The 26,983-nt window shown below is 73.5% G+C and carries 25 protein-coding genes; 12 read left to right on the top strand and 13 right to left on the bottom strand.

Going from position 1 to position 26,983, the window contains the following annotated elements; all coding sequences use genetic code 11:
* Positions 1-176: 176 nt before the first annotated feature.
* Both ACZ4TR_RS32605 and ACZ4TR_RS32600 read right to left on the bottom strand, forming a co-directional pair.
* A complete protein-coding gene (locus ACZ4TR_RS32605) occupies positions 177-1,697 on the bottom strand; it encodes an amidase (RefSeq protein ID WP_465291409.1) in 1,521 nt (506 codons plus the stop codon).
* A 179-nt stretch (positions 1,698-1,876) separates the two neighbouring features.
* On the bottom strand, positions 1,877-2,587 hold the full coding sequence (locus tag ACZ4TR_RS32600) for a TetR/AcrR family transcriptional regulator (protein ID WP_465291407.1): 711 nt from the start codon (positions 2,585-2,587) through the stop codon (positions 1,877-1,879).
* An 82-nt stretch (positions 2,588-2,669) separates the two neighbouring features.
* On the opposite strand from ACZ4TR_RS32600, the gene ACZ4TR_RS32595 reads away from it, so the two are divergent.
* On the top strand, positions 2,670-3,788 hold the full coding sequence (locus ACZ4TR_RS32595) for an FAD-dependent oxidoreductase (RefSeq protein WP_465291405.1): 1,119 nt from the start codon (positions 2,670-2,672) through the stop codon (positions 3,786-3,788).
* Here ACZ4TR_RS32595 and ACZ4TR_RS32590 read toward each other — a convergent pair.
* Complete coding sequence (locus ACZ4TR_RS32590; protein WP_465291403.1) at positions 3,759-4,541, bottom strand: AraC family transcriptional regulator; 783 nt, start codon at positions 4,539-4,541, stop codon at positions 3,759-3,761. The genes ACZ4TR_RS32595 and ACZ4TR_RS32590 overlap by 30 nt on opposite strands.
* 111 nt (positions 4,542-4,652) lie before the next feature.
* On the opposite strand from ACZ4TR_RS32590, the gene ACZ4TR_RS32585 reads away from it, so the two are divergent.
* From ACZ4TR_RS32585 to ACZ4TR_RS32565, 5 genes are all read left to right on the top strand, one after another.
* Positions 4,653-5,582, top strand: coding sequence for an NADP-dependent oxidoreductase (locus ACZ4TR_RS32585; protein WP_465291401.1), 930 nt, complete (start codon positions 4,653-4,655; stop codon positions 5,580-5,582).
* 112 nt (positions 5,583-5,694) lie between these two features.
* On the top strand, positions 5,695-8,580 hold the full coding sequence (locus tag ACZ4TR_RS32580; protein WP_465291399.1) for a helix-turn-helix transcriptional regulator: 2,886 nt from the start codon (positions 5,695-5,697) through the stop codon (positions 8,578-8,580).
* Positions 8,581-8,648: 68 nt separating this feature from the next.
* Entirely contained in the window at positions 8,649-11,114 is a 2,466-nt protein-coding gene (locus ACZ4TR_RS32575; protein WP_465291397.1) for a PEP/pyruvate-binding domain-containing protein, read from the top strand.
* 30 nt (positions 11,115-11,144) lie between these two features.
* Positions 11,145-11,489 carry a hypothetical protein gene (locus ACZ4TR_RS32570; RefSeq protein WP_465291395.1) on the top strand — a complete coding sequence of 115 codons (345 nt, stop codon included), beginning with the start codon at positions 11,145-11,147 and terminating at the stop codon, positions 11,487-11,489.
* A gap of 18 nt (positions 11,490-11,507) precedes the next feature.
* On the top strand, positions 11,508-12,389 hold the full coding sequence (locus ACZ4TR_RS32565; RefSeq protein WP_465291393.1) for an aminoglycoside phosphotransferase family protein: 882 nt from the start codon (positions 11,508-11,510) through the stop codon (positions 12,387-12,389).
* Positions 12,390-12,404: 15 nt separating this feature from the next.
* Here the strand turns inward: ACZ4TR_RS32565 and ACZ4TR_RS32560 are convergent, their stop codons facing one another.
* The 4 genes from ACZ4TR_RS32560 to ACZ4TR_RS32545 form a co-directional block, all read right to left on the bottom strand.
* Positions 12,405-13,001, bottom strand: coding sequence for a hypothetical protein (locus tag ACZ4TR_RS32560; RefSeq protein ID WP_465291391.1), 597 nt, complete (start codon positions 12,999-13,001; stop codon positions 12,405-12,407).
* A 232-nt stretch (positions 13,002-13,233) separates the two neighbouring features.
* Positions 13,234-13,533 carry a muconolactone Delta-isomerase family protein gene (locus ACZ4TR_RS32555; protein ID WP_364513939.1) on the bottom strand — a complete coding sequence of 100 codons (300 nt, stop codon included), beginning with the start codon at positions 13,531-13,533 and terminating at the stop codon, positions 13,234-13,236.
* 13 nt (positions 13,534-13,546) lie between these two features.
* A complete protein-coding gene (locus ACZ4TR_RS32550; protein ID WP_364513936.1) occupies positions 13,547-13,894 on the bottom strand; it encodes an SgcJ/EcaC family oxidoreductase in 348 nt (115 codons plus the stop codon).
* Positions 13,895-13,898: 4 nt separating this feature from the next.
* On the bottom strand, positions 13,899-14,606 hold the full coding sequence (locus tag ACZ4TR_RS32545) for an SDR family NAD(P)-dependent oxidoreductase (protein WP_465291389.1): 708 nt from the start codon (positions 14,604-14,606) through the stop codon (positions 13,899-13,901).
* Between the two features lie 119 nt (positions 14,607-14,725).
* Here ACZ4TR_RS32545 and ACZ4TR_RS32540 point away from each other — a divergent pair, with 119 nt between their 5' ends.
* Positions 14,726-15,676 (top strand): LysR family transcriptional regulator, encoded by a 951-nt coding sequence (locus ACZ4TR_RS32540; protein WP_465291387.1) that lies wholly within the window; start codon positions 14,726-14,728, stop codon positions 15,674-15,676.
* Here the strand turns inward: ACZ4TR_RS32540 and ACZ4TR_RS32535 are convergent.
* Positions 15,627-16,415, bottom strand: coding sequence for an SDR family NAD(P)-dependent oxidoreductase (locus ACZ4TR_RS32535; RefSeq protein WP_465291385.1), 789 nt, complete (start codon positions 16,413-16,415; stop codon positions 15,627-15,629). The two genes, ACZ4TR_RS32540 and ACZ4TR_RS32535, sit on opposite strands and share 50 nt — an antisense overlap.
* A gap of 87 nt (positions 16,416-16,502) precedes the next feature.
* Between ACZ4TR_RS32535 and ACZ4TR_RS32530 the strand changes: the two genes are divergently transcribed.
* Complete coding sequence (locus ACZ4TR_RS32530) at positions 16,503-17,405, top strand: LysR family transcriptional regulator (RefSeq protein ID WP_465291383.1); 903 nt, start codon at positions 16,503-16,505, stop codon at positions 17,403-17,405.
* Positions 17,406-17,460: 55 nt separating this feature from the next.
* A complete protein-coding gene (locus tag ACZ4TR_RS32525) occupies positions 17,461-18,312 on the top strand; it encodes a helix-turn-helix domain-containing protein (protein ID WP_465291381.1) in 852 nt (283 codons plus the stop codon).
* Between the two features lie 12 nt (positions 18,313-18,324).
* Here ACZ4TR_RS32525 and ACZ4TR_RS32520 read toward each other — a convergent pair whose 3' ends face one another.
* Entirely contained in the window at positions 18,325-19,821 is a 1,497-nt protein-coding gene (locus tag ACZ4TR_RS32520) for an MFS transporter (RefSeq protein WP_465291380.1), read from the bottom strand.
* Positions 19,822-19,935: 114 nt separating this feature from the next.
* Between ACZ4TR_RS32520 and ACZ4TR_RS32515 the strand changes: the two genes are divergently transcribed.
* Positions 19,936-20,094: a hypothetical protein gene (locus tag ACZ4TR_RS32515; RefSeq protein WP_465291378.1), complete on the top strand. Its 159-nt coding sequence runs from the start codon at positions 19,936-19,938 to the stop codon at positions 20,092-20,094.
* Between the two features lie 216 nt (positions 20,095-20,310).
* Here ACZ4TR_RS32515 and ACZ4TR_RS32510 read toward each other — a convergent pair whose 3' ends face one another.
* Complete coding sequence (locus ACZ4TR_RS32510) at positions 20,311-21,291, bottom strand: AraC family transcriptional regulator (RefSeq protein ID WP_465291376.1); 981 nt, start codon at positions 21,289-21,291, stop codon at positions 20,311-20,313.
* A gap of 87 nt (positions 21,292-21,378) precedes the next feature.
* On the opposite strand from ACZ4TR_RS32510, the gene ACZ4TR_RS32505 reads away from it, so the two are divergent.
* Positions 21,379-22,464 carry an acyl-CoA dehydrogenase family protein gene (locus ACZ4TR_RS32505; RefSeq protein ID WP_465291374.1) on the top strand — a complete coding sequence of 362 codons (1,086 nt, stop codon included), beginning with the start codon at positions 21,379-21,381 and terminating at the stop codon, positions 22,462-22,464.
* Positions 22,465-22,680: 216 nt separating this feature from the next.
* Here ACZ4TR_RS32505 and ACZ4TR_RS32500 read toward each other — a convergent pair whose 3' ends face one another.
* Positions 22,681-23,031, bottom strand: coding sequence for a helix-turn-helix domain-containing protein (locus tag ACZ4TR_RS32500; RefSeq protein ID WP_465291373.1), 351 nt, complete (start codon positions 23,029-23,031; stop codon positions 22,681-22,683).
* Positions 23,032-23,809: 778 nt separating this feature from the next.
* Here ACZ4TR_RS32500 and ACZ4TR_RS32495 point away from each other — a divergent pair.
* Positions 23,810-24,070, top strand: coding sequence for a hypothetical protein (locus ACZ4TR_RS32495; protein ID WP_465291371.1), 261 nt, complete (start codon positions 23,810-23,812; stop codon positions 24,068-24,070).
* Between the two features lie 50 nt (positions 24,071-24,120).
* On the opposite strand, the gene ACZ4TR_RS32490 is transcribed toward ACZ4TR_RS32495, so the two are convergent.
* Complete coding sequence (locus ACZ4TR_RS32490; protein WP_465291369.1) at positions 24,121-25,128, bottom strand: NAD(P)/FAD-dependent oxidoreductase; 1,008 nt, start codon at positions 25,126-25,128, stop codon at positions 24,121-24,123.
* Positions 25,125-26,975: a LodA/GoxA family CTQ-dependent oxidase gene (locus ACZ4TR_RS32485; protein ID WP_465291367.1), complete on the bottom strand. Its 1,851-nt coding sequence runs from the start codon at positions 26,973-26,975 to the stop codon at positions 25,125-25,127. The genes ACZ4TR_RS32490 and ACZ4TR_RS32485 overlap by 4 nt, the downstream gene beginning before the upstream one ends.
* Positions 26,976-26,983 lie beyond the last annotated feature (8 nt).

Raw genomic sequence — 26,983 nt, 5'->3', positions numbered from 1 at the left:
ACCGCAGCACAATCCGGCCGACCATGCCGCCTGGACGTCGAGCATCGAACACATCGGTTCCACTCCTGGATTCCGGGGCGGCCACTGGCCACCCCGCGGCGGAATGACGCTCGAGGCGAACCTCGCCGACCTTCGCCGCCATACCGGCGATTTCGCGCGGGGCGCCGGTTTCACCTTCACTGTTCGACGTGCCGCTCGCCGACGCCGTCGCACGCTGGCTCGCCGCGGACTGGCCCTGGAAACGTGCGGACCGTTGCGGTCGCTGACTCCGGTGTCTGGAAGCCGCCGATTTTCTGCTCCAGCAGTTCGGCCAGCCTGAGCGGCGTGCGGTCCTCGAACGCCGGGCCGATCAGCTGCACTCCGACCGGCAGGCCCTCGGGAGAGCGGCCCGCGGGTACCGCCGTGGCGGGCAGGCCGGGCATGGTGGCCAACCCCGCCCAGACGAGCTGGTCGAAGTACGGGTACTCGGCGCCGTCGATGTCGATGTGCCGTTCCAGGGGGTTCGGGTGGTGGTCGTGCGGGAAGGCGGGCGTCGGCGTGATCGGGCACACCACCGCGTCGAACTCGGCGAACAGCCGCCGCCAGCCTTGGCGGTGTCGCTCGCGGTGGCTGTTCGCCTCCAGCCAGTCGCGGTGGCTGAACTGCAGCGCGCGCAGCCGTACGGCGTCGAGGCTCCGGTCGTCCGCGCGGATCCGAAGCTCGGACGCATCGAGGGGAAACCGCGCTACCGAGCCCGAAATCAGCAACTGCATGTAGAGCGTCGCCGTCTCGGTCAGGTCCGGCAGCAGCGGACTGTGCCGTTCGACGCGGGCGCCGCCATCGGCGAGCGCGGCGGCCACCCGGTTCACGCCCGCCCGCACGGCGGACCCGGTCGGCAGGAGCGGATGCTCGTCGAGGACCAGGACCCGGAAGTCGCGGAGCCGCTCGTGGCGGGCGGGCGGCAATGCCAGCCGGTGCGCCACGCCGAACGTCAGCGGGTCCGGTCCGGCCATGACGTCGAGCAGAAGCGTGAGATCGCGGGCGGTGCGCGCCATCGGCCCGACCACGGCCAGGTCCAGGTCGACCGGCAACGCCGGCTCGGACGGCGCGACCATACCGCGGCTCGCCGCCAGCCCGAGCGTCGGCTTGTGCGCGTAGACGCCGCAGAAATGCGCCGGCGTGCGCAGCGAACCCGCGATGTCGGACCCGATGGACAGCGCGCCGAACCCGGACGCCAGGGCCGCCGCCGACCCGCCGGAGGACCCGCCCGACGTGCGACCGGGATCCCACGGGTTGGTGGTGGTGCCGTAGATCTCGTTGAAACTCTGGATGTCCTGCAGCCCCAACGGCACGTTGGTCTTGCCGAGCACCACCGCGCCCGCGGCCTTGAGCCGCGACACCTGGACCGCGTCCTCCGCCGGCCTGAAGTCCCGGTGCGGCGGCATGCCCCACGTCGTGGGCAGCCCGGCGACGTCGTAGGACTCCTTGACCGTCACCGGAACGCCGAGCAGCGGCCGGTCCTCACCACGGGCGCGTGCTTGGTCGGCATTCTGTGCGGCGGCCCGCGCACGGTCGAAGTCCGGCACGCAGATCGCGTTGACCACCTCGTCGTCGCGTTCGATCCGGGCGATCGCGTCGTCGGTCAGTTCAACGGATGTCACCGCACCGGCACGTAATGCGGCGACGAGTTCTTCGGCTGATCGAAAGCTCCATTCCATGAATCGGAAGCTATCCACCCGCCGCGGGAGCCATAAAATTCCCCTTCGCGCAACGAGAAACCGAATGAGCGGCGAGCTTCCGCCATCGACGACGACCCGCCGCAGGTCACAGCCCGACGGCGAGTCAGCCCGACCCCGACAGGCCATGAAGCACCGCATCCCGCAACGGGATGGATGTCTCAATTCTCGAGGCTGTCCATGATCAGGCCGAGGGTGAACTCGAACCGGTCGTGTCCGGTGCCGGACGTCAACTCGGCGGCATAACGCCGGGTATGCGGGAACTCGTCGGCAGGCAGCGCGGAGAAACGGCGGAGCAGCTCGTCTCGGCTGACGACCCATTCCTGATCGGGCTGTTTCCGCCGCTGCTGGACCAGCGACTGTTCCAGCGCGAAGGCACTGACGTAGAGAGACAGGGCGTCGAGCGCCCAGGCGGCGGTCCGCGGTTCGACTCCCCCGGCGAGCAGGATCGCCAAGAGTCCTTCACGCACCCGCAGCGCGTCGAGGTTGGTGGGAACCGTCCCCAGCGCCGCACGGGAGACTCCGGGATACCTCAGGTACTGGTCCCGGATCTGCGTGTAGACGTCGAGGATCTGCTTGCGCCACCTGGTCTCGTCCGGTTCGGGCAGCACGATCTCGGAGCAGAGCCGGCCGACCAGGAGATCGTCGATGTCCTCCTTGTTGAGGATGTGCGCGTACAGCGACGACGGCCCGGCGCCGAGCACCGCGGCGATCCGGCGGATGGTCAACGCCTCGTAGCCCTCGGTGGCCACCACCTGCAGGGCGGCGTCGGTGATCCGGTCCACGGTGATGGGTTTCTTGCGCGGGGGCGGCGAGTCCCCGGCGTGACGGGCCGCTCGGCGCTGTCGGGGATCGGAAGGCACGCCGGTCACTATAGCTTGACACGAACTAAGTTCGCCGCGTAGAACTTAGTTCGTCACGACCGAACTAAGTTCGAACGCCTGGAGGTACGCGGTGCGAGTCTCGATCGTCGGAGCCGGCCTGGGAGGTCTGTGCCTGGCCCAGGGCCTGCGTGGCGCCGGGATCGAGACCGACGTGTACGAGCGGGACCCGGCGATCACAGCGCGGTTCCAGGGCTACCGGCTCGTCCTGAACCCGACGGGGTTCGCGGCACTGCGCGCCTGTCTGCCCTCGCGCTGGCACCCGCTGCTCGACGCGGTCGTCGACGACACCTCCGTCGAGCGGCTGGTCCTGGACCCGCGGCTCACCCGGATCGGCGAGCTCGGCCCGGCCAGGAGCGGCCTCGTGGTCGACCGGAACGTGCTCCGGCACCTGCTGCTGACCGGCCTGAACGTGCACACCGGCGCCGCGCTGACCGGCTACGACGTGCTGGACGACGGCCAGGTCGAAGCCCGGTTCGCGGACCGTGACCCGGCCACCGCCGATCTGCTCGTCGGGGCGGACGGGGTCGGCTCCGCGATCCGCTCGGTGCTGTCGCCGCGGACGACCCCAGCCGACACCGGCGTCCGGTTCGTCATCGGCCGCACCCCGCTGACCGGGGAGTTCGCCGGGCTGTCCCCCGCGTACGGCGGGAAGATCGCCGGGGACGGGGTGAGCCTGCTGCTCGGGGCGATGCGGTTCCGCGTCCCGCCGAAGGAAGCGGCCGAGGAACTGGCCCCCGAAGTGACGCTCCCCGACGTCCGTGACTACGTGCGCTGGGCCATGATCCTCCCGCCCGACGGCTCGCTCGGCGCTTCGACCCCGCAGGAGGCCGCGCTGTCCCGGATGCGGGGCTGGCACCCGGACCTGCGGGCGCTCGTCGCCCAGGCCGACCCGGACGACAGCACCCTCCTGAGCATCCGCGTGGTCGAACCCCGCGAGCGCTGGGCGCCGGGTCCGGTCACGCTCCTCGGCGACGCGATCCACGCCACCTCCCCGACCGGCGGCAACGGCGCGAACACAGCCCTGCGCGACGCCGATCTGCTGCGCCGCTGCCTGACCGAGGCCGCCGAGGGCCGTCAGGACCTGCTCGGCGCGGTCGATGACTACGAGCGGCAGATGTTCGCCTACGGCGCCGAAGCCGTGCGCCACAGCCTCGACGCACTACCCGCCTTGGTACCGGAATCCCCCTGACCCGGCGGCGCGGTAGCGGCCGGGTGTCCGGCCGACGAGGTCGGTGAACGCTTCGATGAAGCTGCTCGGGTTCGCCCAGCCCAGCCGGATCGCCGTGTCGGTGACCGAGGTGCCCCGGCCGAACTCGAGCAGCGCCCGCTGCACGCGCAACAGCGTGCGCCACTGGTGAAAGCTCATCGACAGCTCGCTGCCGAACAGCCGGCTGAGGGTGCGTTCACTCGAGCCGGTCCGGTGCCCCAGCTCCGCCAGCGTCGCCGGGCTGGCCGGGTCGGCGTGCAGCAGGTCGGTGACGGCCTTCAGACGGCGGTCCCCCGGCTCCGGGAGGCGCAGCGGTTCCCGCGGAACGCGGGCGAGTTCCGAGATGACGACCTCGAGCAGCAGCCGCCCGCGGGGGCTGTCGGCCGATTCGCTCATCTTCGCCAGATACGCCTCGCGCATCAGCGGACTGGCCACGAACACCGAGGGCTCCGCCGGCAGCCGCTCCGCCGGCGCGGCCGGAACCCGGAGCAGCCGGACGTCGGTCTCGCCGTGGGAACGGCTGCTGTGCACGGAAAACGGCGGCACCCACGTGATGCGGTTCGCCGGCGCCACCCACGTGCCGGCCTCGGTCGTGGTGACCAGCGCTCCGGAGGCGGCGTACCTGAGCTGACCGAAGTCGTGGAAGTGCGGGGCTATTCCTTCGCCGTGGGCCAAGGGCTCGCAGGCCGCCGAATCCTCGGTCGAGGACACCGGCTCGGGGACGAGTTCGATCACGATCTCCACCGTAGCCCGCGTTCACGAGTCCCCCCGGGCGTGGCGGGTAACCGGCATTTCCTGGCGTGACACCGGTGGTACGGGTGCGTTTTCGCCTCCATCGTCGGAGTCATGCGAACCATCACCCAGCACACCGTCGGGGGCCCGGAGGTCCTGACCATCGTGGACGCGCCCACGCCCCGGGTCCTGCCGACCGAGGTCCTCGTCCGGGTCGAGGCCATCGGGCTGAACCCCCTGGAACCGCGCCTGCGCGCCGGCGAATTCCCGCTGCTCGGCCCGCCGCCGTTCATCCTCGGCTGGGACATCAGCGGCGTGGTCGAAGACGCGCCTCAGACGTGGCGGTTCCGGCCCGGCGACGAGGTGTTCGGGATGCCGCTGTTCCCCCGGGCGGCCAACGCGTACGCCGAGTTCGTGGCCGCGCCGGCCTTGCACCTGGCGCGCAAGCCGGCGTCGCTCTCGCACGTCGAGGCGGCGGCGCTGCCGGTCGCCGGGCTGACGGCGTGGCAGGGCCTCGTCGACCTCGGCGGCGTGACCGAGAGCGACCGCGTCCTCGTCCACGGCGGTGGCGGTGGCGTCGGCCACCTCGCGATCCAGCTCGCGAAAGCGCTCGGCGCCCACGTGATCACGACCGCCGGCACGGACAAGCGGGAGTTCGTCGAGGGGCTCGGCGCCGACGAGGTGATCGACTACACGGCCGTCGACTTCACCGAGGCGACCGGCGACATCGACGTCGTGCTCGACACGCTCGGCGGCGACACCGCCGGACGCTCGCTCGGCGTGCTCCGCCCCGGGGGTCACCTGGTGACGGCGGTCGCCGAGGAGGACACGGAACTCGCCGCCCGGTTCGAGGCGGCCGGCCGGCGCTTCAGCGGCATCGCCGTCGACCCCGATCCGGTCGCCCTGCGCGGACTCGCCGACCTCGTCGACCAGGCCAGGCTCCGGGTGCACGTCCAGGAGACCTTCCCGTTCGAGCGCATCGCCGACGCCCACCGGCTGATCGAACGCGGGCACCTCCGGGGCAAGGTCGTCCTCACTGTCTGACGGTCGCGCGATCTTCGGCCAACCAGGGGAATCGCGGTGACGATCCACCGCATCGCCGGGCCGGTGTGTGATCGTGTTACCCGCCCGGAACCCCGAGCGGAGGCGAATCGCCGTGGCCGTCACCGTGCACGCGGACGTTCCGCTGGTCGGCCGGGATCGGGAACTGCGCCGGCTCGTCGAGTGCTTCGGCCGCGTCCGGACCGGCGGTGCCGCGGTGGCGGTCGTCGAGGGCGAGGCCGGGATCGGGAAGTCGCGGCTGGCCACGGCCGCGCTGCGGTGGGCGTGCGCGGACGGCTTCACCGGGCTGTGCGCCGGCGGGGCGCCGTTGCAGCGCGACCTGTCCTACGCCGTGGTGGTGGAAGCCCTGCGGCCGCTGGTGCACGGGCCCACGGCCGACGTCGCCGCGCTCGTCGACGGCTTGGGCGACCTGGCCCGGCTGTTCGACGGTCTTCCCGTCGCCCGCCCCGGTCCGCTCGGCGACGCGGGGCTGGAGCGCACCCGGCTGTTCGAGGCGGTGTGCGGCCTGGTGCGCCGGGCGAGCCGGCGGGGGCCGCTGGCCGTGCTGGTCGACGACCTGCAGTGGGCCGACTCCGATTCCCTCGCCGTCTTCCACTACCTGGTCCGCGGGGTGGCCGACCGCCCGGTCCTGTTCGTCTTCGCCTGCCGCACCGGTGAGCCGCGGCGGGAGGTCCAGGAGCTGTTCACCGCGTTGCGGCGCGGCGACGTGCTGACCGAGATCGTCCTGCGGCCACTGGGACAGGACGCGGTCGGCTCGCTGGTCCGGGCGCTGCTGGGTGACGAGCCTCCCGCCGCGCTGCTGCGAGCGCTGACCGGCCGGGCCGGCGGGGTCCCGCTGTTCGTCAAGGAACTCGTCGGCGCCCTGGTCGACAGCGGCGCGCTGGTGCGCTCCGGCGAGCGGTGGGTGCTCGGCGCCGGCGACCTCGCTCCCCTGCCCCGCGTGGTCGGCGATCTGCTGCGCGGGCGCATCGAAAGCCTGCCGGCCGCCGCCCGGCCGGTGCTCGACGTCCTGGCCGTGTTCGGCGGGCAGGTCACCCACGCGCTGCTGCGCGAGGTCGTCGCCGACGACGCCCTGCTGCCCGGCGGGATCGCCCGGCTGCGGGCCGCGCACCTGGCCGACGAGCAGGTGCTGGACGGCGCGGTGGTGTACCGGGTCGCGCACCCGTTGCTCAGCGAGGTGGCCTATGACCTGCTTCCCGCGGCCGCCCGCGGCGAGCGGCACGCGGCGGCCGCCCGTGCCGTGCTGCGCACCGCTCCCGGTGACCTGCGCGCACTGGCGTTCCACGTGCGTGCCGCCGGCGAGGCACTGGCGCCGGCGCAGGCCTTCGACATCCTCGATCGCGCGGCCCGCGAAGCGATCGCGGAGAACCGCGGTGACGAGGCGGCGGCGAACGCCCGCGCTGCCCTCACCGCGGCGACCCGGCTCGGCCGCACCGAGGTGCTCGGCGAACTGACGCGGCTGCTCGCCGGGGCCAGCCAGCTCGCCGGCCGGCCGGAGGACGCCCGGACCGCGTGGCTGGCCGCGGCCGACCTCGCCGGTGACGACGTCCGGACCCGGGCGCGGTGCCTGGCGAACGCCGCCATGGCGGAGTGGGAACGCGGCCACGTCGACGCCGCCGAGGCGCACCTGGCGCTGGCCGCCGACGCGCTCGCCGGCGTGCCGCCCGGCCCCGAGCACCTGACCGTCACCGAGGCCCGCGTGCGGGCCGCCGGACGCCGTGGCGACACCGCGGCCGAGCGGCAGCTGATCGGCGAGCTGGATCGCCTCGTCGAGGTGACGGGGTCGAGGCGTGACCGGGTGAGCGCGGACGTCCACCGGGTCGCGTCGGCGTTCACCGGCGGCGATTTCCGGACCGGCCTGGCCGGGGTCGATGCCGTGGTGCGCAAGACCGACGAGCTGCGGGACCCGGTGCTGACGGAGCTGGCCACCCGGTCGGTCTTCATGCTCCTGCTCAACGGCGGTGACCTCGCACTGGCCCGGGCCCACGCGACCAAGGCGCTCGCCGGGGCCCGCCAGGCCGGCGTGCCGACGCTCGAGGTCGTCCCCCTGCTGCTGCTCTGCTTCGCGGACCTGTTCGGCGGCCGCTGGGACGACGCGATGGCCCGCTCCTTCGACGTCGTGGAGCTGGCGCAGCGGATCGGCATGGCCCGCGGCGCGGCGTTCGGGCTCGCGCTGCAGGGCATGCTGCTCACCCGCCGAGGCCGGTTCGACGACGCCGAAAGCCGGATCGCCGAGGCCCGGGCGGGCTACGGGCACTGGCCGGACGTCGACCGGCGGGTGGCCGGCGTCCTCGGCCAGGTGAGCGTGGAGGTCGTCTTCGGTCGCGACGGCGCGACGGCCGCGCTGGGCCCGGCCACCGCGCTGGTGGCGAACCGGCCCGCGCTCCTGCCGGTCGCGCTGGCCACGCTCGGGCACGCCGCCCTGGGCGCCGGAGACGTCGCGACCGCGCGAACGGCGGCGGACCGGCTCGAGGCGCTGGGCGACGAGGTGCGGTACCCGGCCGCGCTCGCCCGGTGGCTGCGGGGCCGGATCACCCGCGACCCGGCGTCGCTCGCCGCGGCCGTCGACCGCTTCGCCGCCGCGGGGATGGTCTACGACGAGGTGCTTGCCCGGCTGGACCGCGTGGAGCTGCGACCCGACCGGCCCGAATCCGCCGCCGACCTCACGCGGTGCGTCGAAGTGCTCGACGGGCTGCGCGCGCGGCCGCAGGCGGACCGGGCGAGGCAGCTGCTGCGCCGGCTGGGGCAGCCCCCGGTGTCCCGGCCCGCCCGGGCCAGGCCGAGCGAGCTGAGCGAACGCGAGGAACAGGTCGCCCGGCTGGTCGCGCAGGGCCTGTCCAACGCCGAGGTCGCCGGCCGGCTGTTCATCAGCAAGCGGACGGTCACCACCCACCTGCAGAACATCTACGGCCGGCTCGGCCTCGGCTCCCGCACGGCGCTCACCCGCTACGTACTCGAGCGGCTGCCCGGAAATACGTAGTCCGGCCGATGCCGCGCTCCCTGCTCAGTCGGCGACGGTGGGGTCACCCGATTCGCGAGGAGTCCACGATGACGACGTCCCAGGCCGTTCTGCTTCCCCTGCCGCAGGCCACCGACCGCCGCGTCGCCGGCACCAAGGCCGCCACGCTCGCGGCGCTGGCGGCGCACGGGATGCCGGTGCCCCCGGGCGTGGTGATCCCGGCCGGGGTGTTCGCGCGGTCGGTGGCCGCGGCGCGCGAGCCGCCGGCCACCCGGCTCGCCCTGCCCGGCGACGTGCTCGCCGCGCTCGCCGAGGCGGTCCGGCCGTGGGGCGACGTCGCGCTCGCCGTCCGCTCCTCCGCCGTCGACGAAGACCTGCCCGGCGCTTCCTACGCGGGGCAGTACTCGACCGTGCTGTCCGTGCGGGGCACCGAAGCGCTGCGGGCGGCCGTGCTGCGCTGCTGGACGTCCGCTTTCGGTGACCGGGTCGTCGCCTACTCGAGGGGGGTGGGCGAAGGGCCGGCCATGGCGGTTCTGGTGCAGCCGATGGTGGCCGCGGCCGCCGCGGGAGTGGCGTTCACGGCGGATCCGGTCACCGGCGAACGGGACGTCGTCGTGCTCGACGCCGTCCCCGGCCTGGCCGAGCGGATGGTCGCGGGCGAGGTGACGCCGGAGCGGTGGACGGTCCGCGGCGGCCGGGCCCACCGCGAGCGCGGGGCCGAAGCCGCGCTCGATCCCGGCTCGGCGCTCGCCGTCGCCGAGCTCGCCCGCACGGCGGCGCGGTGGCGCGGCGCGCCCCAGGACGTCGAGTGGGCGGTCGCGGACGGCGAAGTGGTACTCCTGCAGTCGCGACCGGTGACCGCGCTGCCCGCCGCTCCGGCGCCGCTGCCGGTCGAAGTACCGCCCGGCTACTGGACCCGGGAGAGCAGCCACGCGCCGCTGCCGTGGACGAGGCTGACCCGCGCGGCCTACCAGCCGCGGATGACGGCGGTCCGGGACGCGGTCGGCGAGCTGGGCCTGCTCATCGAGGGGGCGGACCTGCGCGACATCGGCGGCCTGGAGTACCTGCGGATCGTCCCGCTCGGGGGCCGGGAGCCGATCCGGTTGCCGGATTGGGCCGTGCCGCTCGCCTTCCGGCTGATACCGGTGCTGCGGCGGCGCGTGCGCGAGTGCGTCGCGGCGATCCGGGCCGACGTCCCGATGCGCCACGTCGACCGGTGGACCGGTGAGTGGCGCCCCCGCCTCGAGTCGTGCGTCGCCACCTTGCGGGACATCGACCTCCGTCTCCTCGACGACGACGCGCTCGCGCGGCACGCCGAGTCGACGCTGCGGCTGTTCGGCTGCGGCCTGTCGATCCACTTCCGGCTCCACCTGGCGCTGGCGATGGTGCTGCGCGAACTCGCACTCGCCTGTCGCGAGCTGCTCGGCTGGGACGACCGGGCGTGGCTGCGGCTGGTCGCCGGCACCTCGGTGCGCTCCACCGAGCCGGCCCGCGCCCTGGCGGAGCTCGCCGCCCACGTCGCCGCCGATCCCCGGCTGCGCCGGCTCGTCGAGGACCCGGCGTCGGACGTCCTCGCCGAAGACCCGGGCTTCGCCGCGCGGTTCGCCGATTACCTGCGCCGGTACTGCTGCCGCACGCTGAGCTACGAATTCGCCGAGCCCGCCATCGACGAGCGGCCCGACCTGGTTCTCGCGCTGCTGCGCCACCAGCTGGCCGCCGGCTACGACCCGCGGGCGCGGGACGAGGAGCTGGCCGGGCGGCGGGCCGCGGCCGCCGCCGAAGCCCGGGCCGCGCTCGCCGGCCACGACGTCGCCGCCCGGGAGCGCTTCGAAACCGCCCTGACCCGCGCCCTCACGGCGTACCCGGTGCGCGAGGACAACGAGTTCCACACGATCAGCGGCCCGGGCGCGCTGGTGCGCCGCGCCGTCGTGGAGGTCGGCGACCGGCTGACGCGCCGCGGCTTGCTCCCCGAGCCCGCGGCCGCCTTCCACCTGCGCCCGACCGAGCTGCTGACGGCGTTGCGGCTCGGCGAAGACCGGCACGCGCCGGCCGCGCGCCGGGCCGGCGAGCGGATCCGGGCCATGGCCCACCCCGGTCCCGCCAGCTACGGCACCCCTCCCCCACCGCCGCCGTCGCTGGCCTCCCTGCCCGCGGAAGCGCGGTTCGCCAACGAGGCGTTCCTCTGGACCCTCGACCTGATCCTCGCCCCCGCGCCGGAGCCGGGCACCGACGAGGCGGTGGTGCGCGGGATCGCCGCGTCACCCGGCAGCTACACGGGCGTGGTCCGCGTGATCCACGACGAGACCGGGCTCGGCCGGCTGTGCGCCGGCGAAGTGCTGGTGTGCCCGATGACCTCGCCGGTCTGGTCGGTGGTGTTCCCGAGCGTCGGCGCGCTGGTCACCGACGCCGGCGGAACCCTGTCCCACCCGGCGATCATCGCGCGGGAGTACGCCGTGCCGGCCGTCGTGGCCACCGGCGACGCCACCACGCGGCTGCACGACGGCCAGGTCGTCACCGTGGACGGCACGCAAGGCCAGGTCCGGATCGTCCGGTGACCTGAGCGCCCGATCGGGAAGAAGGTAGTCATGGGACCGTTCCTGCAAGTCGGCGGCCGCTGGGAAATGGTGCAGCGCAACGGGTTCCGGGTCCTGGTGGACATCAGCCAGGACCAGGACCGGCTGAGCGCGTCCGCCTCGCACTCCGGCGGATCGGTGCAGAGCCTGACGGCGGTCGGATCCGTCCGGGGACCGAACTTCGAAATCGTGATCGCGTGGAACAACGGCACGAAGGGGAAGTACACCGGGGTCCTGTCGCACGGTCCTTTCACGCCGCCGCCCCTCGGTTTCCTCAAGGGGGACACCGTGGATCTCGACCACCCGGGCAGCAGGTCCACCTGGGAAAGCGAAGGACGCGTCTTCCAGGTGGCCTGAGCACGGCAGACTGCCGGGATGGACATCGAAGAAGCCGGCGCGCCGGTGGTGGATCGGTTCGGCCCCGGAACCGAGACGTGGCTCGCCGAGGTTCCCGCCCTCGCCGCGCGGCTGGCTTCCCGGTGGGGGGTCGTGCTCGGTGAGCTCTTCGCGAGCGGCGCCTCGTCTCTCGTCCTGCGCTGTCGCCGGCGAGACGGAACGCCGGCGGTGCTCAAGCTCAGCCCGGATCGCGCCCTGGTGGCCGCGCAAGCCGAGATGCTGCGCGTGTTCGCGCCTTCGGGCCGGGTGCCGGCCCTGCTGGCCGTTGACGCCGAAGCCGGCGCGATGGTGCTGGAAGAGATCCGGCCCGGCACCGAAGCCGGGGACCTGCCCCCGGAGTCGTTGCCGCACCGGTGGGGAGAACTGCTCGCCGCGCTGCACGCCGTGCCGCCGCCCCCGCACTGGCCGCGGGACCTGCGCGGCCGGTGCGACGAGGCCTTCGCCCGGATCGGCCGACGGCTTTCCGAGCCGGTCGTCGGCGCGCGGATCGACCGCCGCACGTGGCAGCGGGCGATCCGGCGCTGCGAGGCGCTGCTGGACACGCAGGGCAGGATCGTGCTGCTGCACGGCGATCTGCACCTCGGCAACGCCCTCGACGGCGGTCCGTCACGGGGTCTGGTCGCGATCGATCCGAAGGCGTGCCTGGGTGATCCGTGCTTCGACGCCGTCGACTACGTGGTGTCCGGTGCCGGGCACGAGGAGGTCGCCACCCGATGTCACCGGGTGGCGACCGCGTGCGGGCTCGACGGGGACCGGTTGTACGCCTGGAGCCGGGTGATCGCCCCGATGTTCGCCGTCGCGCACCTCAGGAACGGCGGTCCGGCGCCGGCGATCGACGCACTGCTCGCGCTGACCCGGTAGTCCCCCGTGAACGGCTCAGAACTTGAGGTCGAAGTCCTGGACGTACCAAGCCCCTTCGTGCTTCTGCATCTTGAAGCTGAGACTGAACGATCCCGTGTCCCCGGTCGCGCCGATCAGTTCGAGGCTGCGCAGCGTCCGGCCGTCGACCTTGACCGCCGTGTCCGGCACCGTCACCTCGTTCCCCTTCGCCGTCACCTCGCTGACCTCGACCTTCCCCTCCGGGGGCAGCTTGACGCCCGGCTTCGCCCAAGCCTCGTGCAGCGACTTGACGCTCGAGAGCGCCTTGGGGTTGGCGCACAGCGTTTCGGCGTCTTGGCCGTCGGGCAGCACCGGTGCGCCGGAAAGGCACGCCTCTTTGTACTGCTCCTGCAAGACCTGGGTCACCCAGCGCTCGAGGGCGGCCTCGGGGGTCCCGGCACCGGATGCGGGCTGTGCCTGGGACGTCTGCGGGGAAGCGCTCGCCGGCGAAGCGGACGCGCTCGCCACCGGCGCCGCCGACCCGCTGACCCCGGCCGAGCCACACGCGGTCAAGCCCATGACCACCGCCGGCAGCATCGGGACGAACCAGCTCGCCTTGGTTCGCCGGGCGGGCACCGTCGGGGCGATCGTCACGGAAATTCCTCCTGACTGAGCCGGATGTCCGGCTGCGGGCGTTCGTGGGCCCGGAGCATGGTGTGAGACGGCCGAAACGTCAACCGCCCCGCGCGAAGCTTGCCCTTTTCGCCACCGTCGCCGGCCGAACGTCCGGACCCGGCCCTTCGCTCCGCGCGGTTCGCGAAACCGCGCCACCACAATCCTTTTGGGACGGCGATGACAGCGCTCCGCGGAACACGGGCCGGCGCGGCTACGGCCGTCCCGTGCCCGGGTCGCTCGGGTGCGGCTTCAGCGGCGTCACCGTCACCTCCATCCACGCGTGCAGTGGCATCGACTCGAGCACCTGCCGCACCTCCGGTTCGTCGGCGGCGGCGAACAGCCCGATCGTGTGCCACTCGCCCGGCCCCTCCGGCGGCTTCCACAGCCGCCGGAGGTGGCCCTGCGCCGCCAGTTCCCCGCTCCGCGCCGCCTCGCGACGCCGCGTGTCCGCGACCGTCTCGGCACTCGTTCCCGGCGGGACGGTCGTCCTCATGTCGACGAGGAACTCCATGGTCCTGCTCCTTTCAGAGCCGCGAAACCTGGTAGTGGGCGATGAGCCAGGCGTCGCCCACCCGGCGGACGATCACGCTGAGGTGCACCGAGATCGTCTCCCGGTCGGTGAACGCGAAGTCGACGCTCGCGTACCCGAGGAGCACGTCGTCGGCCAGCCGGCGGGTCTCCACGATCCGGTACTCCGCCGTCATGCCCCTCGGCTGGGAGTCGTAGTACGCGGCCACGCCGTCCCGGCCCACGCTGTACGGGTGCAGGCCCTGGAAGATCGCGTCTTCGGTGAACGACGCCGCCACGCGCTTCGGGTCGTGCGCGTCGACCGCGGACTTCCAGGCGTCCAGTACCCCGGTGAGGATGTCCATGACGTCAGTGTCCCGCGCTCTGGCCGCCGTCGACGTGCAGGATCTCGCCGGTGACGAACGGCGCGCCCTCCAGGTAGACGACCGCGTCGACGATGTCGCCCGGGTCGCCGATCCGCCCGACCGGGTGCAGGCCGGCGAGCGCTTCGTGCGTCGACTCCGGGTGCATCGGGGTGCGGATGATGCCCGGCGACACGGCGTTCACGCGGACGCCCCGCGTGGCGTACTCGATGGCCAGGGACTTCGTGACCGAGTTCAGGCCGCCCTTGGTGAGTGACGCCAGCGCCGACGGGACCGCGCTGTTCGCGTGGTCGGTCAGGCTGGTGGTGACGTTGACGACGTGCCCGCCGCCGACCTCCAGCATCGCGGCGATCGCGCGCTGGGTGACCTCGACGAAGCCGCGCAGGTTGACGCCGGTCACGAGGTCGAAGTCGGCCGCGGTGTACTCGGTGAACGGCTTCGCGATGAAGACGCCGGCGTTGTTGACCAGCGTGTCCACGCGGCCGAACGTCGCCAGGGCCTGGTCGATCACACGGGCGCCGACCGCCGGGTCGGCGATGTCGCCCGCGACGGCCAGGATCCCGGCGTCACCCGACGGGGAGATGGACCGCGAGTTCGCGACGACGGCGTAGCCGAGCTTGCGGTACGCCTCGACCACGGCCGCGCCGATGCCCTGCGAAGCTCCGGTGACGACCGCGACCTTCTGGATGCTCATGAAAACCTCCTGGTGAGTTGTGCTTCCTGAGCCGAGGATGTGCCGGGCGGACCCGCTTCGCCACGACCGGTTCGCTCTCACCTGGAAGGCCTGGACTCCCACCGCACTAAGCTCCCGGTATGGAGCTACGCCAGCTTCGGTACTTCGTGGCCGTCGCCACAGAACTGAACTTCGGCCGGGCCGCCGAGCGGCTGCGCATCGCCGGGCCTTCGCTGTCCCAGCAGATCAAGGCGCTCGAACGCGACCTCGGCGTCCGTCTGTTCGACCGCGACCGCCGCTCGGTCACGCTCACCGAATGCGGCGAATCGCTGCTGCCGCAGGTGGTCGCGCTGCTGGAGCAGGCCGACGAGCTCCGCCGCTCGGCTGCCGGGATCGGCGCGCGCGAGCCGGTGCGGCTGGGCTACGTCAACTGGCGCCCGGCCGATCTGCCCGACCGCGTCGCGGGCGTCGCGCACCTGCACGTCGACACGTGGGTGCTGCCGTCGCACGCCCAGCTCAAGCGGGTCGCCGACCGGAGCATCGACCTGGCGATCTGCTGGGCGCGGGCCGCCGACCTGGCCGGACACGGCCTCGAAGCCCGCCTGCTCGGCGCGGACCGGCTCCACGCGTTCGGCACCGGCGCCCGGACCGCCGAGGTGCGGGCGAAGGACGTCGTCGTGCTCGTCGACGCCGACACCGCCAGCTGGGCGTCGTGGAACGCCTACGCCGAGGAGTTCGCCGCGGCCACCGGCGCCGAGGTGGTGGCCGTCGAGGAGGGCGGGTCGACGGGTCCGGCGTTCTTCGACCACGTCCGCCGGCTGCGGCGCCCGGTGCTCAACAACCCGAAGGGCCAGACCACGCCGGCCCCGCCGGACCTCGCGCGCCGGCCGGTGGTCGATCCGGCGCCGTTCTGGACGTGGTCGCTGGTGTCCCGGCGGGACGAGACGCGCGCGCCGGTCCTCGCGACCATCGCGGCGCTCACCCGGGACGTCGGCTCGCCGGACCTCGGGTGGCTGCCCGCCGACGACCCGCACGCGGCCCTCAGCCGAACGCCCGCACCGCCACGTCCTGCCAGTCGTTCCACGTCTTGAGCCGGTTCTCGTACTCCGCGGTGACCGCGGCCAGGGACTTGCCGAGGAACATCCGCCGGGGCGGGTCGGCGGCGTCGACGAGGTCGAGCACGGCCGCCCGGGTGGCGTACGGGTCGCCGACGTCCCAGTGGCCCTCGCCGGCGGCCGGGTAGTCCGGGTTCGGCGTGCTCCGGCGCGAGCCGACGTCGAGCCACTCGGTGGCGTAGGGGCCGGGCTCGAGGTTGGTGACGTGGATGCCGAACTCGGCGACTTCCCGCGCCAGGGACTCGGAAAGGCCTTCCAGCGCCCACTTGGACGCGTGGTAGGCGCCGATGCCCGGGAAGGCGATCACCCCGCCTTCGCTGGTGACCTGGACGATGTGCCCGCGACGCTGCGCCCGCAGGATCGGCAACGCGGCCTGCGTGACCCACAGCGCGCCGAAGAAGTTGGTCTCCAGCTGGGCGCGGACGTCGTCCTCGGTGAGTTCTTCGACCCGGCCGAAGTGGCCGTAGCCGGCGTTGTTCACGACGACGTCGAGGCCGCCGAAGTGGTCCGCGCCCTGGCGGACGGCGGCGAACGCGGCGGCGCGGTCGGTGACGTCGAGCTCGAGCGGGAGGACCGCGTCGCCGTGCTTTTCGACGAGGTCCTCGAGCTGCGCGGGGTTTCGCGCGGTCGCGGCGACCCGGTCACCGCGCTCGAGGGCGGCCTCGGTCCAGTGGCGGCCGAAGCCCTTCGAAGATCCTGTGATGAACCAAATCATGCTTCCATGCTGCGCTCGGACGGGCATGCGCACCAGCGATGTCTTCGCACATGAGCTGTGCGGATCGCTCATGGGTAGGCTGGCGACATGGCGGAAGTGACGCTGGCCGGCCTGCGGGTGATCCGCGAGGTGGCGGCCACGGGCTCGTTCACCGCGGCGGCCGCGTCCCTCGGGTACACGCAGTCCGCCATCTCGCGGCAGGTGGCGATGATGGAAGCCGCCGCGGGCACGGCGTTGTTCGAGCGGCACGCCCGCGGGGTGCGGCCGAGCCCGGCCGGGGCGCTCCTGGCCCGGCACGCGACCACCGCGCTGGCGGTCGTCGACACCGCGGAGCAGGAACTGGCGGGGCTGCGCGACCGGCTGGCGGGGCGCCTGGCGATCGGCGCGTTCCCGGCCGCGGCGGCGGTCCTGGTCCCCCGCGCGCTGGCGGTGCTGCGCACCCGGCACCCCGGGCTGGCCGTCACGCTCGAGGAAGGGGCCACCCCGGCGCTGCTCGCCCGGCTCCGCGGCGGGCGCACCGAGGTCGTGGTGATCGGCGTCGGCGACGGGCTGCCCGGGTACGACCTCGCGGGCCTGCACCAGGACGTCCTGACCGAGGACGACCTGCGCGTCGCCGTGCCGGCCGGGCACCGGCTCGCCCACCGGCGGCTCGTGGACGTCACGGACCTGCGCGACGAGACGTGGATCGTCGGCCGCGGCGGGCGCGGAGAGCCGCAGTTCGGCGCGTGGCCGACCCTGGCCGAGCCCCGCGTCGGCCACGCGGTCCGCGGCTGGACGACCCGCCTGGGCATGGTGGCGGCCGGCCTCGGCATCGCGTTGCTGCCGGGCGTGGCGGCGGCGTCGGTCCCGGCGGGGGTCGCGGTCGTCTCCGTCGAGGACCCGGCCTGGCGCGGCCGGGCCGCGGTCGCCGTCACCCGGCACGGTCGCTCGGCCGGCGCCACCGCGGTGGTCGAGGCCCTCCGCGAGCAGGCGGCCGAGCTGCGCGGCTGATCGGGGGAAGAAACCTGCCCACCCGGGACCGGCCGGCCCGAGGCAGAATCGGGGCATGGAGCCCACCGGTCAGCCGAAGGAGCTCGGCGACTTCCTGAAGGCGCGCCGCGCCCAGCTGAGCCCGCACGACGTCGGCCTGCCGGAACCCGCCTCACCGCGCCGGGTGGCCGGGCTCCGCCGGGAGGAGGTCGCGCAGCTCGCCGCGATCAGCGTCGACTACCTGACGCGGCTCGAACAGGGGCGCGTGCAGGCCTCTTCGTCGGTGCTCGCCACCCTGGCCCGCGCGCTCCGGTTGAGCGACGACCAGCAGTCCTATGTGTACGAACTGGCCGGCAAGCCCTTTCGCCGGCCGCGGCGCCGGGCGGCCGAAAGACTGCGCCCCGCGATGAAGCGGCTGCTCGACCAGCTGGCGGAGACGCCCGCGATGGTGCTGGGCCGGCGGCTGGACGTCGTGGCGTGGAACGAGGCGGCGGCGGCGCTGTTCACCGACTTCGGCCGCTACCCGCCGAACCGCCGCAACTACGTGTACCTGCTCTTCGCGGACGCTTCGGTGCGCGCGCTCCACACCGACTGGGAAGAGGCGGCCCGCACAGCGGTGGCGGCCCTGCACCTGGAGGCCGCGCGCGACCCGGACGCGCCGGAGCTGGCGGACCTCGTCGGCGAGCTCGCGGTGCAGCACCCGGAGTTCCGCACGTGGTGGGCGGCCCACCACGTGACGAGCACGGGCTACGGCGTCAAGCGCTACCACCACCCGGTGGTCGGCGACCTGACGCTGGACTGCGACATGTGGGAGAGCCCGGACGGCAGCGGCCAGCGGCTCATGGTCCTGACGGCGGAACCGGGCTCGCCGGCCCACGAAGCGTTGCGGATCCTGGCTTCGTGGACCGCCGAGCCTGTCACCGGGTAACCAGCGGGACCGCTACCGCCGCACCAGCACCGCCGCCGCGACGATGCCCGCCACCACCACAGCCGCCAACGCCAGCATGCTGATCCCCATGCCATGCGCGAAAGCCGCCCGCGCCGCCGACGCCAAGTGCCCATCCGCCGCCACCGCGAGCGCGCCCGCCAGCGACCCCTCCGCCGCCTCACGCGCGGGCGGTGCCAGCGCCGACGTCGCCGAGCGGACCGCATCCGTGTAACCGGCGGAAAGGACGCTGCCCGTGAGCGCGATCCCCAGCGCCGCACCGACTTCGCGCGTCGCGTCGTTGACCGCCGAGGCCACGCCGTACTGCGACGGTGGCACGTTGTCGAGGATCGCGCTCGTCGCGGCCGGGGCCGTCACCCCGGTGCCCGCGCCCAGCACGCACACCGCGATCGCCAAGGCGGCATAACCGCTTCCGGCGTCCAGCTGTCCGATGAGGACCATGCCCGCGACGACGACCGCGAGCCCGGCGCACGTCACCGCGCGCAGCCCGAACCGGCGGACCAGCGGCGCCGAAGCCAGCGACAGCGGGAAGAGCGTCACCGCGACGGGCCACAGCGCCAGCCCCGACTTCAGCGCCGAGTACCCCTGCACCAGCTGCAGGTACTGTGCCAGCGCGTAGAACATCCCGAACGCCGCGGTGAACTGGACGGTCACTGAAACCGACCCGGCCGCGAAGGCCGCGTCGCCGAACAGCCGGACGTCCAGCAGCGGGGACGCGCGCCGCAGCTCGTACGCCACGAACAGCGCGCCCAGCACCAGCCCGCCCGCGATCGACCCGAGCACGACGCCGTGGCCCCAGCCGAGATCGGCGACGCGCAGGATGCCGAACACCACCGCGCCGATCGCCAGGGCACTGAGCACCGCGCCGACCACGTCGAAGGCGTGCGGACGGCGGTCGCGCGAAGTCGGCACCGTCAGGCTCGCGGCCACCAGGACCACGGACAGCACCGCCGGCCCGAGGAACACCGAGTGCCACGCGAAGTGCTGCAGCAGCACCCCGGCGAGCACCAGCCCGCCGAGCCCGCCGACCCCGGCCACCGCGGCCCAGGTCCCGATGGCCCGGCCGCGGCGTTCCGGCGGGAAGCTCGCGGTGATGATCGACAGCGTGGCCGGCATGATCATCGCCGCGCCGAGCCCGGTGACGGCCCGGGCCGCGATGATCCACGACGACGTGTCGAGGAAGACCGGCGCGGCGCACCCGCCCGCGAACACGAGCAGGCCGGCGACGAGCACGCCGCGGCGTCCGTACCGGTCCCCCAGCGCGCCGGCCGGCAGCACCAGCGCGGCCAGCACCAGCGTGTAGACGTCGACGATCCACGTCTGTCCGGCCTGGCTCGCGCCGGTGTCGGCGGCCAGCGCGGGCAGCGCCGCGTTCACGATCGTCACCATGGCGATCACCAGGCCGACCGCCGTGCACATCACGCCGACCGTCCACGCGCGGCGGCCGGTCGACAGCACGGCCTCGTCGGTGACCTCGGACTCCGCCCGCACGCACCTCGCCCTTCGTCCGCGACACCGGTCTCGCCCCGACGTTACGTCCGGGTACCGAGACTCGGGGCCGGGTCCCGTCTCGGTTCTCGACGATGATGATGTTGACTGTCCGGCATGTCGAACCCGGAGAGCCCCGAACCGCAGCCGCAGCCGGCCAAGTCACGGGCCGGGACCGGCCTGCTGTCCTTCGCGATCCTGGTCGCCGGGATCGGCGGCGCTCAACCAGCTGATGCGCAGCTACGCCACGCGAACCGCGGGCGACGGGCGGACTAAGCTGCTCATCGACCCGGCCACAACCGGACGCGGCTCGGCGGCCCCGACGCGCCCCTCGCCCCGAGAAGAGCGTCCCGGCGGCCGTCGACGTCCTCGAAGCCCAGGCCGGCGCGCCCGGCCTGCGGTTCATGGACCGGCACGGCGAGCCCGTGCCGTGGTGACCGGTCATGATCGGCTAGCTGCCGGCCGCCGAACGGCGGGTGGCCGGATACCGAGCTACGAAATGTTCGCGGGCCGGCGAAGGCCCGGCCCGGCACTGTCCGATGTGGAGCCGGGCGCGTCGTCCGGACGTCCGGATACCGAGGCACGGGAGGTTTCCGGCGGGCGGCGGAAGCGGCCCGGCGACATCCCGTACTCCCGGCGGAAGGCGCCGGAGAACGCGAACTCGCTCGAGTACCCGACGCGGCGGGCGATCGTGGCGAGTGAGGCGTCGGTCTCGCGCAGCAGGCCGGCGCCGCGGTCGAGCCGCCAGCTCGTGAGGTAGCTCATCGGCGGCCGGCCCACCACCGCGGTGAAGCGCCTGGTGAACACCGAGCGCGACAGCCCCACGGCCGCACCGAGCCCCGCCACCGTCCACGGCCGCTCGGGGTTCTCGTGGATTCGCCGCAGGGCGGCGGCGACCGCCGGGTCGTCGGTCTGCGGCCACCCGTACGCGTCGTGCTGTTCGTGCCACTGGCGCAGCACCTTGACCAGGATCAGGTCCAGCAGCGCCGGCAGGGTCGCTCCCCCACCCAGCCGCTTTTCGGACACGTCGGCGGCGAGGAGGTCGACGAGGGTGCGCATCTCCGGGTCGCGGTCGTAGTCCGGGGACACGGCGAGAGGATCGGGCAGCGCACGCAGGTACTGCGGGACGCGGCCGTGCTCGAGCCGGTAGGCGCCGCACAGGAACTCGAACGCCGCGGGCCCGTCGGCCGGCGGGAACGGGCCCATCGTCACGGCCGGCAGGTTTTCCAACGCGCCGGGAGACGTGTGCAGGCCGTGCTCGACGCCGGTCGAGGTGAGCACGATGTCGCCCGCGCGCAGAGCGACGGGCTCCGCGTCCTCGGTGATCAGCCAGCAGGTACCGCGCAGGACGATGTGGAAGCCACTGCCGGCGAAGGCGGGGAACCGGACGCCGCGGCGATCGGCCTGCCGGATCAGGCGGGCGTTCGCACTGCCGACCCGGACGGCGCGAATGACCTCACTGATCAAGTCCATGCGCTCGATGGTAGGCGCACAGCCGCGTATGAACCGGCGCGGTTCGCGTATGGCCGGCCACCCCCGGCCGCTGGTTGGGTCGACGGCGTGAACGAGAACACCACGGCGGACGCGGCCGCCGAGACCCTGCGCACCTACGCCGAGAAGACGGAAGAGGGCGCCCGGCCCGCTCCGGAAAGCCTGGACGCGCTGCGCGGGCACGGGATCTTCGCCCTCCGGACGCCGCGGGACCACGGCGGCGCCTGGGCCGGCGCCGAAACCGTCGCCCGGTGCCTCACCGGACTGGGCCGGGCGTGCCCGGCCACGGCCTGGGTCGCCGGGACGTGCGTGACCGCGAAGGACATCGCGGCTCGCTGCTTCGCCGGAGCGCGGTCGCCCGAGTTCTTCGGCGACCCGGACGCGCTGTTCTGCGGATCGGGCGTCCCCGGTGCCCAGGGCCGGCGGGGGCCGGAGGGCGTGCACGTCAGCGGCCGCTGGCCGAACGCCTCCGGGTGCGAGGACGCCACGTGGGCCGCGGTCGCCCTGCTCGTCGACGGCGTGTTCTCCTTCGCCGTCGTCCCGGTCGCGGAGCTGACCGTGGAGCGAACCTGGAGCATGGCGGGCATGCGCGGCACGGGCAGCCACACCCTCGTCGCCGACGACGTCTTCGTTCCGGCCGAACGGGTGGTGGCGGCCGAACCCTTTCCCGTGAACAGCCTGATGCTGTACTCGATGACGGTGCTCGGCCCGGTGGTCGGCGCCGCCCGCGGCGCCCTCGATGCGACCCTCGCGATGTTCGCCTCGGACCGCAAACCGTTCATGAGCGGGTACGCCCGGATGGGCGAGTCACCCGGGGCCCGCCAGTGGCTGGCGGAGGCCGCCCACCTGGTGGACCGGGCCGAAAACACGATGCTCATGGTCGCGCGCGAGTCCGACGCGAGCGAGCTGGCCGAGGAGGACACGCCCCGATTGCGCATGGCGCTCGCGGACGCCGCCCGAGACTGCCGCGCCGCGCTCGACCGGATGCTCGATCTGCACGGCGCGAGCGGTTTCGCCACGGCGAACGCCCTCCAGCGGTTCTGGCGCGACGTCGCCGTCGGCAGCCGTCACCCGCACCTGAACGGGTACCTCGCCGTCGAGGCCGCCGGCACGGCACTGACCGCGCCCCTCGACCGGGAACCCGCCTCGGCCTAGAGCGCGGGGTCCGCTTCGGCGTGGCCGAGCCGGATCACCGCGGGGAGTGGGCAACGTCTCTCGGGAATTCCGCCGGCTACGCGGATTCGGGCGGATATGCGCCAAGGCCGCCACGAAGCGGGTCACCACCTGGTGCCCGGCCGCCGGACGATTCGGCCGGCGGGCCGGTCAGGGGACGAAGCCGTCCGCGGCGTCCCACCCGGACGCCGCGTGCCGTCAGTCGGCGGTGCTGCTCTCGGGATCGAGACGAGGCGACCGGTTGAGGCGTTGCGCCTCGTGGAGCTGGTCTTCGAGGGTGATGATGCGGCAGGCGGCGTCGATGGGGGTGCCCTGGTCGACGAGTTCCCGCACCCGGCCGGCCAAGCGCAGCTGGTGGCGGGAATACCGGCGGTGCCCGCCGGCGGAACGTTGCGGGGTGATCAAGCCGGCTTCGTCGAGGCTGCGCAGGAAACCTTGGGTGGTGCCGAGCATGTCGGCGGCCCGGCCCATCGTGTAGGCGGGGTAGTTCTCGTCGTCGAACTTGTCGGCCGCGCTCGGCGTGCCGGGTCCTTCTTGGTCAGGAATCATTCGGCCTCCACATCACAAAGGACCCCGGGTGCCACTGCGGCACCCGGGGTCCTCAAAGGGTTGGGTTTCACCATTGTCCACCGGCGCGACCGCCGGCGTCCTGCACCCGCGTCCGGCCGAAAACCGGTCTACGCGGGGATCGCTCATTCGTGACCGAGCACCACCTCCGAACTCGATGGGACTGCGGCACCCGCGCGGCAAAGACCAACCGCTGCGGGCGATCCAATGATGCTCCCGTTCCCTTCTTTCCGGTGTTTTCCACTTACTCGGTACTGCTACTGCGTTTCTTGCTACTTCACCTGCTGCGAACGCCACCGGCGGGAACCCTTCCACTGATCGGTCCCAGCACGCCTGACGCCGCTGGTCACTGCCCGGAGCCCCGTTCACTGATCAGCTCCGGCCACCTGACCGGTCCTGCAACTACCACTACACAAACAACAGCAACTACAACTGCACACTGCCGATCTTCCCGGGCGCACCTGCTCCGCCCGGTCCTGCACTACCGCTCCGAGACCGGTACTACCTGGTCAAACCTCTTCACGACCCGGCCCTGGAGTACTGCTCGCGGTCACCAGCCGAAACCTTGTTCCCTTGATCGGCTCCGTGCTGCCTGACCGTCCTGTCTCACCTCGCGGGTAGTTACGTCCTCTCCCGCGCCTGCTTGACGTTGTCTCTCTCGCTACGAGAAGAACACTACACACACCCGCCGTTGAATGTCTACCCCGGCCGACATAGATTTTCGTGGCGGGCCGGACGGACGAGGAGAGGGCGCACGACCATGGGTGACGAAGCCACGCAGAGTCCGCTCGACGAGCGCTACGGCCTCGCCGGTGTGCGTGACCTGGCCGAATACGCCGAGGCCCTGAGCCGCCTGCTGGACCGGGGACGCCGGGAGCGGTGCGCCGCGGTGCTGTCGGAAGCGGAGGCCTACGCCGCGGCGGAACTGCTCGGGCAGTTCGCGCAGCTCGATCCCCCCGCCGCGTTGAACCAGCTGGCCGCGTCCCTGGCCAGCCGCATCTACAGCCGCCTCGGCGCCTGACCGGCCGGCAGCGCGATGCCGGCCGGGTCGACCGGCGACGATCCCGAGCGTCACACCGGCACCGCGCGCCGCCGCCAGAACTCGCGGGTGCCGCCGGCCAGGCCGTAGACCGCGCGTGACTGCCGTGCGTGCGCGCGGGTCCGTTCCGCCAGCCAGTCGCCGTAGCCGCGTTCGTCGTGCGCGGCCGCCAGCGCCGTCTCGAGGGCCAGCGTGAGACCCCGTCCGGAGAGGGGATCCACGGCCAGCGCCGCATCCCCGGCGAGCGTGACGCCGGGGCCGGTGGCGGCGACGGCCCGCCCGGTCGGGGCGGCCCGCAGCGCCGGGCGGTGAGCCGGCCGCAGCGTCGCCGCCCAGCCGACGTCGCGGGCCGCGTCACGCCAGGTGCCGGGGCGCAGCAGATCCGCGTCCGTGCAGTGGACGACCGACGTCCCCCGGGTGTCCCCCAGCGCGTACCACCAGCCGCCGGGGCCGTGGTCGACCAGCAGCCGGTGCCCCAGGCGCAGCGGATCGCCCGGCAGCCAGGCCGTCATGGCCACCATCCGGTGCCCGGTCGTCCGGGGCAGGCCGAAACGCGCCGCGACCCGGCCGGTCCGGCCGGACGCCACGATCACCCGCGGGGCGGTGATCCGCCGGACGGCGGCACCGTCGGCGCAGTGCAGGGTCCAGCCGAGCCCGTCCCGGACCGCGCCGGTCACCTGGGCCGGCAGGTGCCGGACCCCGGCCGCACCCGCGGCCGCCAGGAAGAGGGGGTTCAGCCAGTGCCGGTCGACCACCCAGCCGGGACCGGCCGGATCGAGGATGCCGGCCCGCTCCGCGAAGTCCGCGCCGCCCCACCGGGAGATCGTCGCCGCGCAGACCGGCGCCCGCGCGGCCACGGTGCCGGTCAGGCCGAGGATGTCCAGGTAGTGGCGGGCGTGCCCGGACAGCAGCTCCAGCGTGCCGGCCGGCGGCGCCTTCGCGGCCCCGATCAGGACGACGCGGGCGCCGGTCCGCGCGAGGGCGATGGCCGCCGCGGCGCCCGCCGGACCCGCACCGACCACGCACACGTCCGCGGTCACGGGATCGTGCCGTGGCGCTCCGACTCCGTGAAGCTCCCCCGGGGGGTCATCACGACGAAGCCGAGCTTCCACCAGTTCGCGAGCATCTGGTCGTACGAAGGCACGACACCGGATTGGCCCGGCCACGGCGGAGTACCGGGCCGGCTCCACGGCAGCATCGTGCCGGTGCGCGCACCGCTCGCGTCCCGCTTCTCCGCCTCGGCGACGGTCGGGTAGACGGCGTCCGGCCGCTGCGCCGGCCACCACCCGTACTCGTCCCTCGAGACCCGCTGCTGCTCGTTCTTGCACTGCAGGAAGTCCGCGTGCCAGGGCAGGGCCATCTGCCTGCTGAAGTGGCCGGCCCGGACGGTCACCCCCGGGTCGCCGACGTAGGTCGAGGGCGCGCCGTGCTTGACGCGGAACGGCTCCGCGAACAGCTCGGGGGCGCGGATCTGCCAGCCCACCTCGATCCCGGGGTAGAACGCGCCGCCGGAGCAAGCTTCCAGCGCCGCGCGGTCGAGGCCGTGCGGGGTGACGTTCAGCGGCGGCACCGGCGAGGTGAAGTGGCCCTGGCCCAGCGCCGACGCGATGAAGTTGCCCTTCGCCCACTCGGTGAGCATCGCCAGCTGGGTACCGGTGAGCGTCAGGCCCCAGCGGCCGGTGCCCTGGGAGTTGTACGGGTCGTCGCCGAGCAGCTTGGGCATGGTGTCGCTGCCGGTGAGTCCCGGCGTGCCGGGTTTTCGGAGGTAGGCGAGGATGGTCGCACGCAGGTTGTTCGGCTGGGCGGGATCGGCCAGCTGCGGCCAGATCGCCGTCAGCCCCGGTCCGGCGCCCAGCTGCGTGTGCGCGTCGGCGAGCGGCCCGAACGTCCACGTGGCCAGGACCGAGCGCCGCAGGATCGGCATGACGTCCCGGTCGAAGTCGACCTTGAACTTCGTCAGCTTGGTGCCGCCACCCGCCAGGTCCGCGGCCAGCGCGCGCAGCTGCGAGGACTCTTCGGTGTCGTAGACCGTCTCGTCGGCGGGGATCGGCAGCCGCGTGGCCGCGAGATCGAGGAGCACGTCGTACAACGTCACCGGCGTCTGGACGGCCGGGGCGAAGTCCGGTGGCCCGACGAGCAGCCACGCGCCGGAAACCGGGACGGGCCGTGGCTTCCCGTCCGGTCCCCGCAGCCGGAGGACCGCGGTGACCGGCCCGTCCGACGCGTCGTCGAACCAGCCGTCGTTGTTGGCGTAGCTCTTGATCTTCGCGCCGGCCCGGCTGCCCGCGACGCCCTTGCCGCCGAGCGCCACCAGCCGCCCGGCGCCGTCGGTGCGCAGCTCGCCGAGGTACTCGATCGGCGGCGAGGGCTGCGGGTCCGGCCACAGTTCCTTCGCCGGGTTCGAGGAGGTTCCCTTGGTGAACGTGACCGGCCCCTTCGCCCGGCCGGTGATCTTCCGGGGCCCGGGATCGATCTCCAGCGTCCGGGGGTTCGTCCCGCTGAGCGCGGCGTTGCGGCGGGCACCGGCCTTCGGCACGAGCGGGGAGCCGGTCAGCCCGTTGAACTCGAAGAACGACGCCTTGCGGTTGGCCAGGTGCACCTGCCAGGTCAGCTCGACGACGTCCTTCCCGTCGAGGGTGATTTCCCGGGACACGGTGTACTTCCCGCCGGACTCGGTGTATTCGAAGACCCGGAACCGGGCGGCCTGCGGTTTGAGCTCGCCGCCCGGCGCGGCCTTGAACGGCGGCACGGCCGTGCCGATCCCGGCGGCTCCGGTCGCGTTCTGGTAGGGCACCTCGGGACCGACGAAGAACTGGTCCCTCGGCGCGTTGCCCATCCGGGCGACGCCGATCGCGGGGTGGATGCGGTAGCGCGGCGGCTTGGCCATCTCTCCTC

The organism is Amycolatopsis sp. NPDC028719 (assembly GCF_055565395.1).
This window is presented reverse-complemented; position numbering and strand designations above follow the sequence as displayed.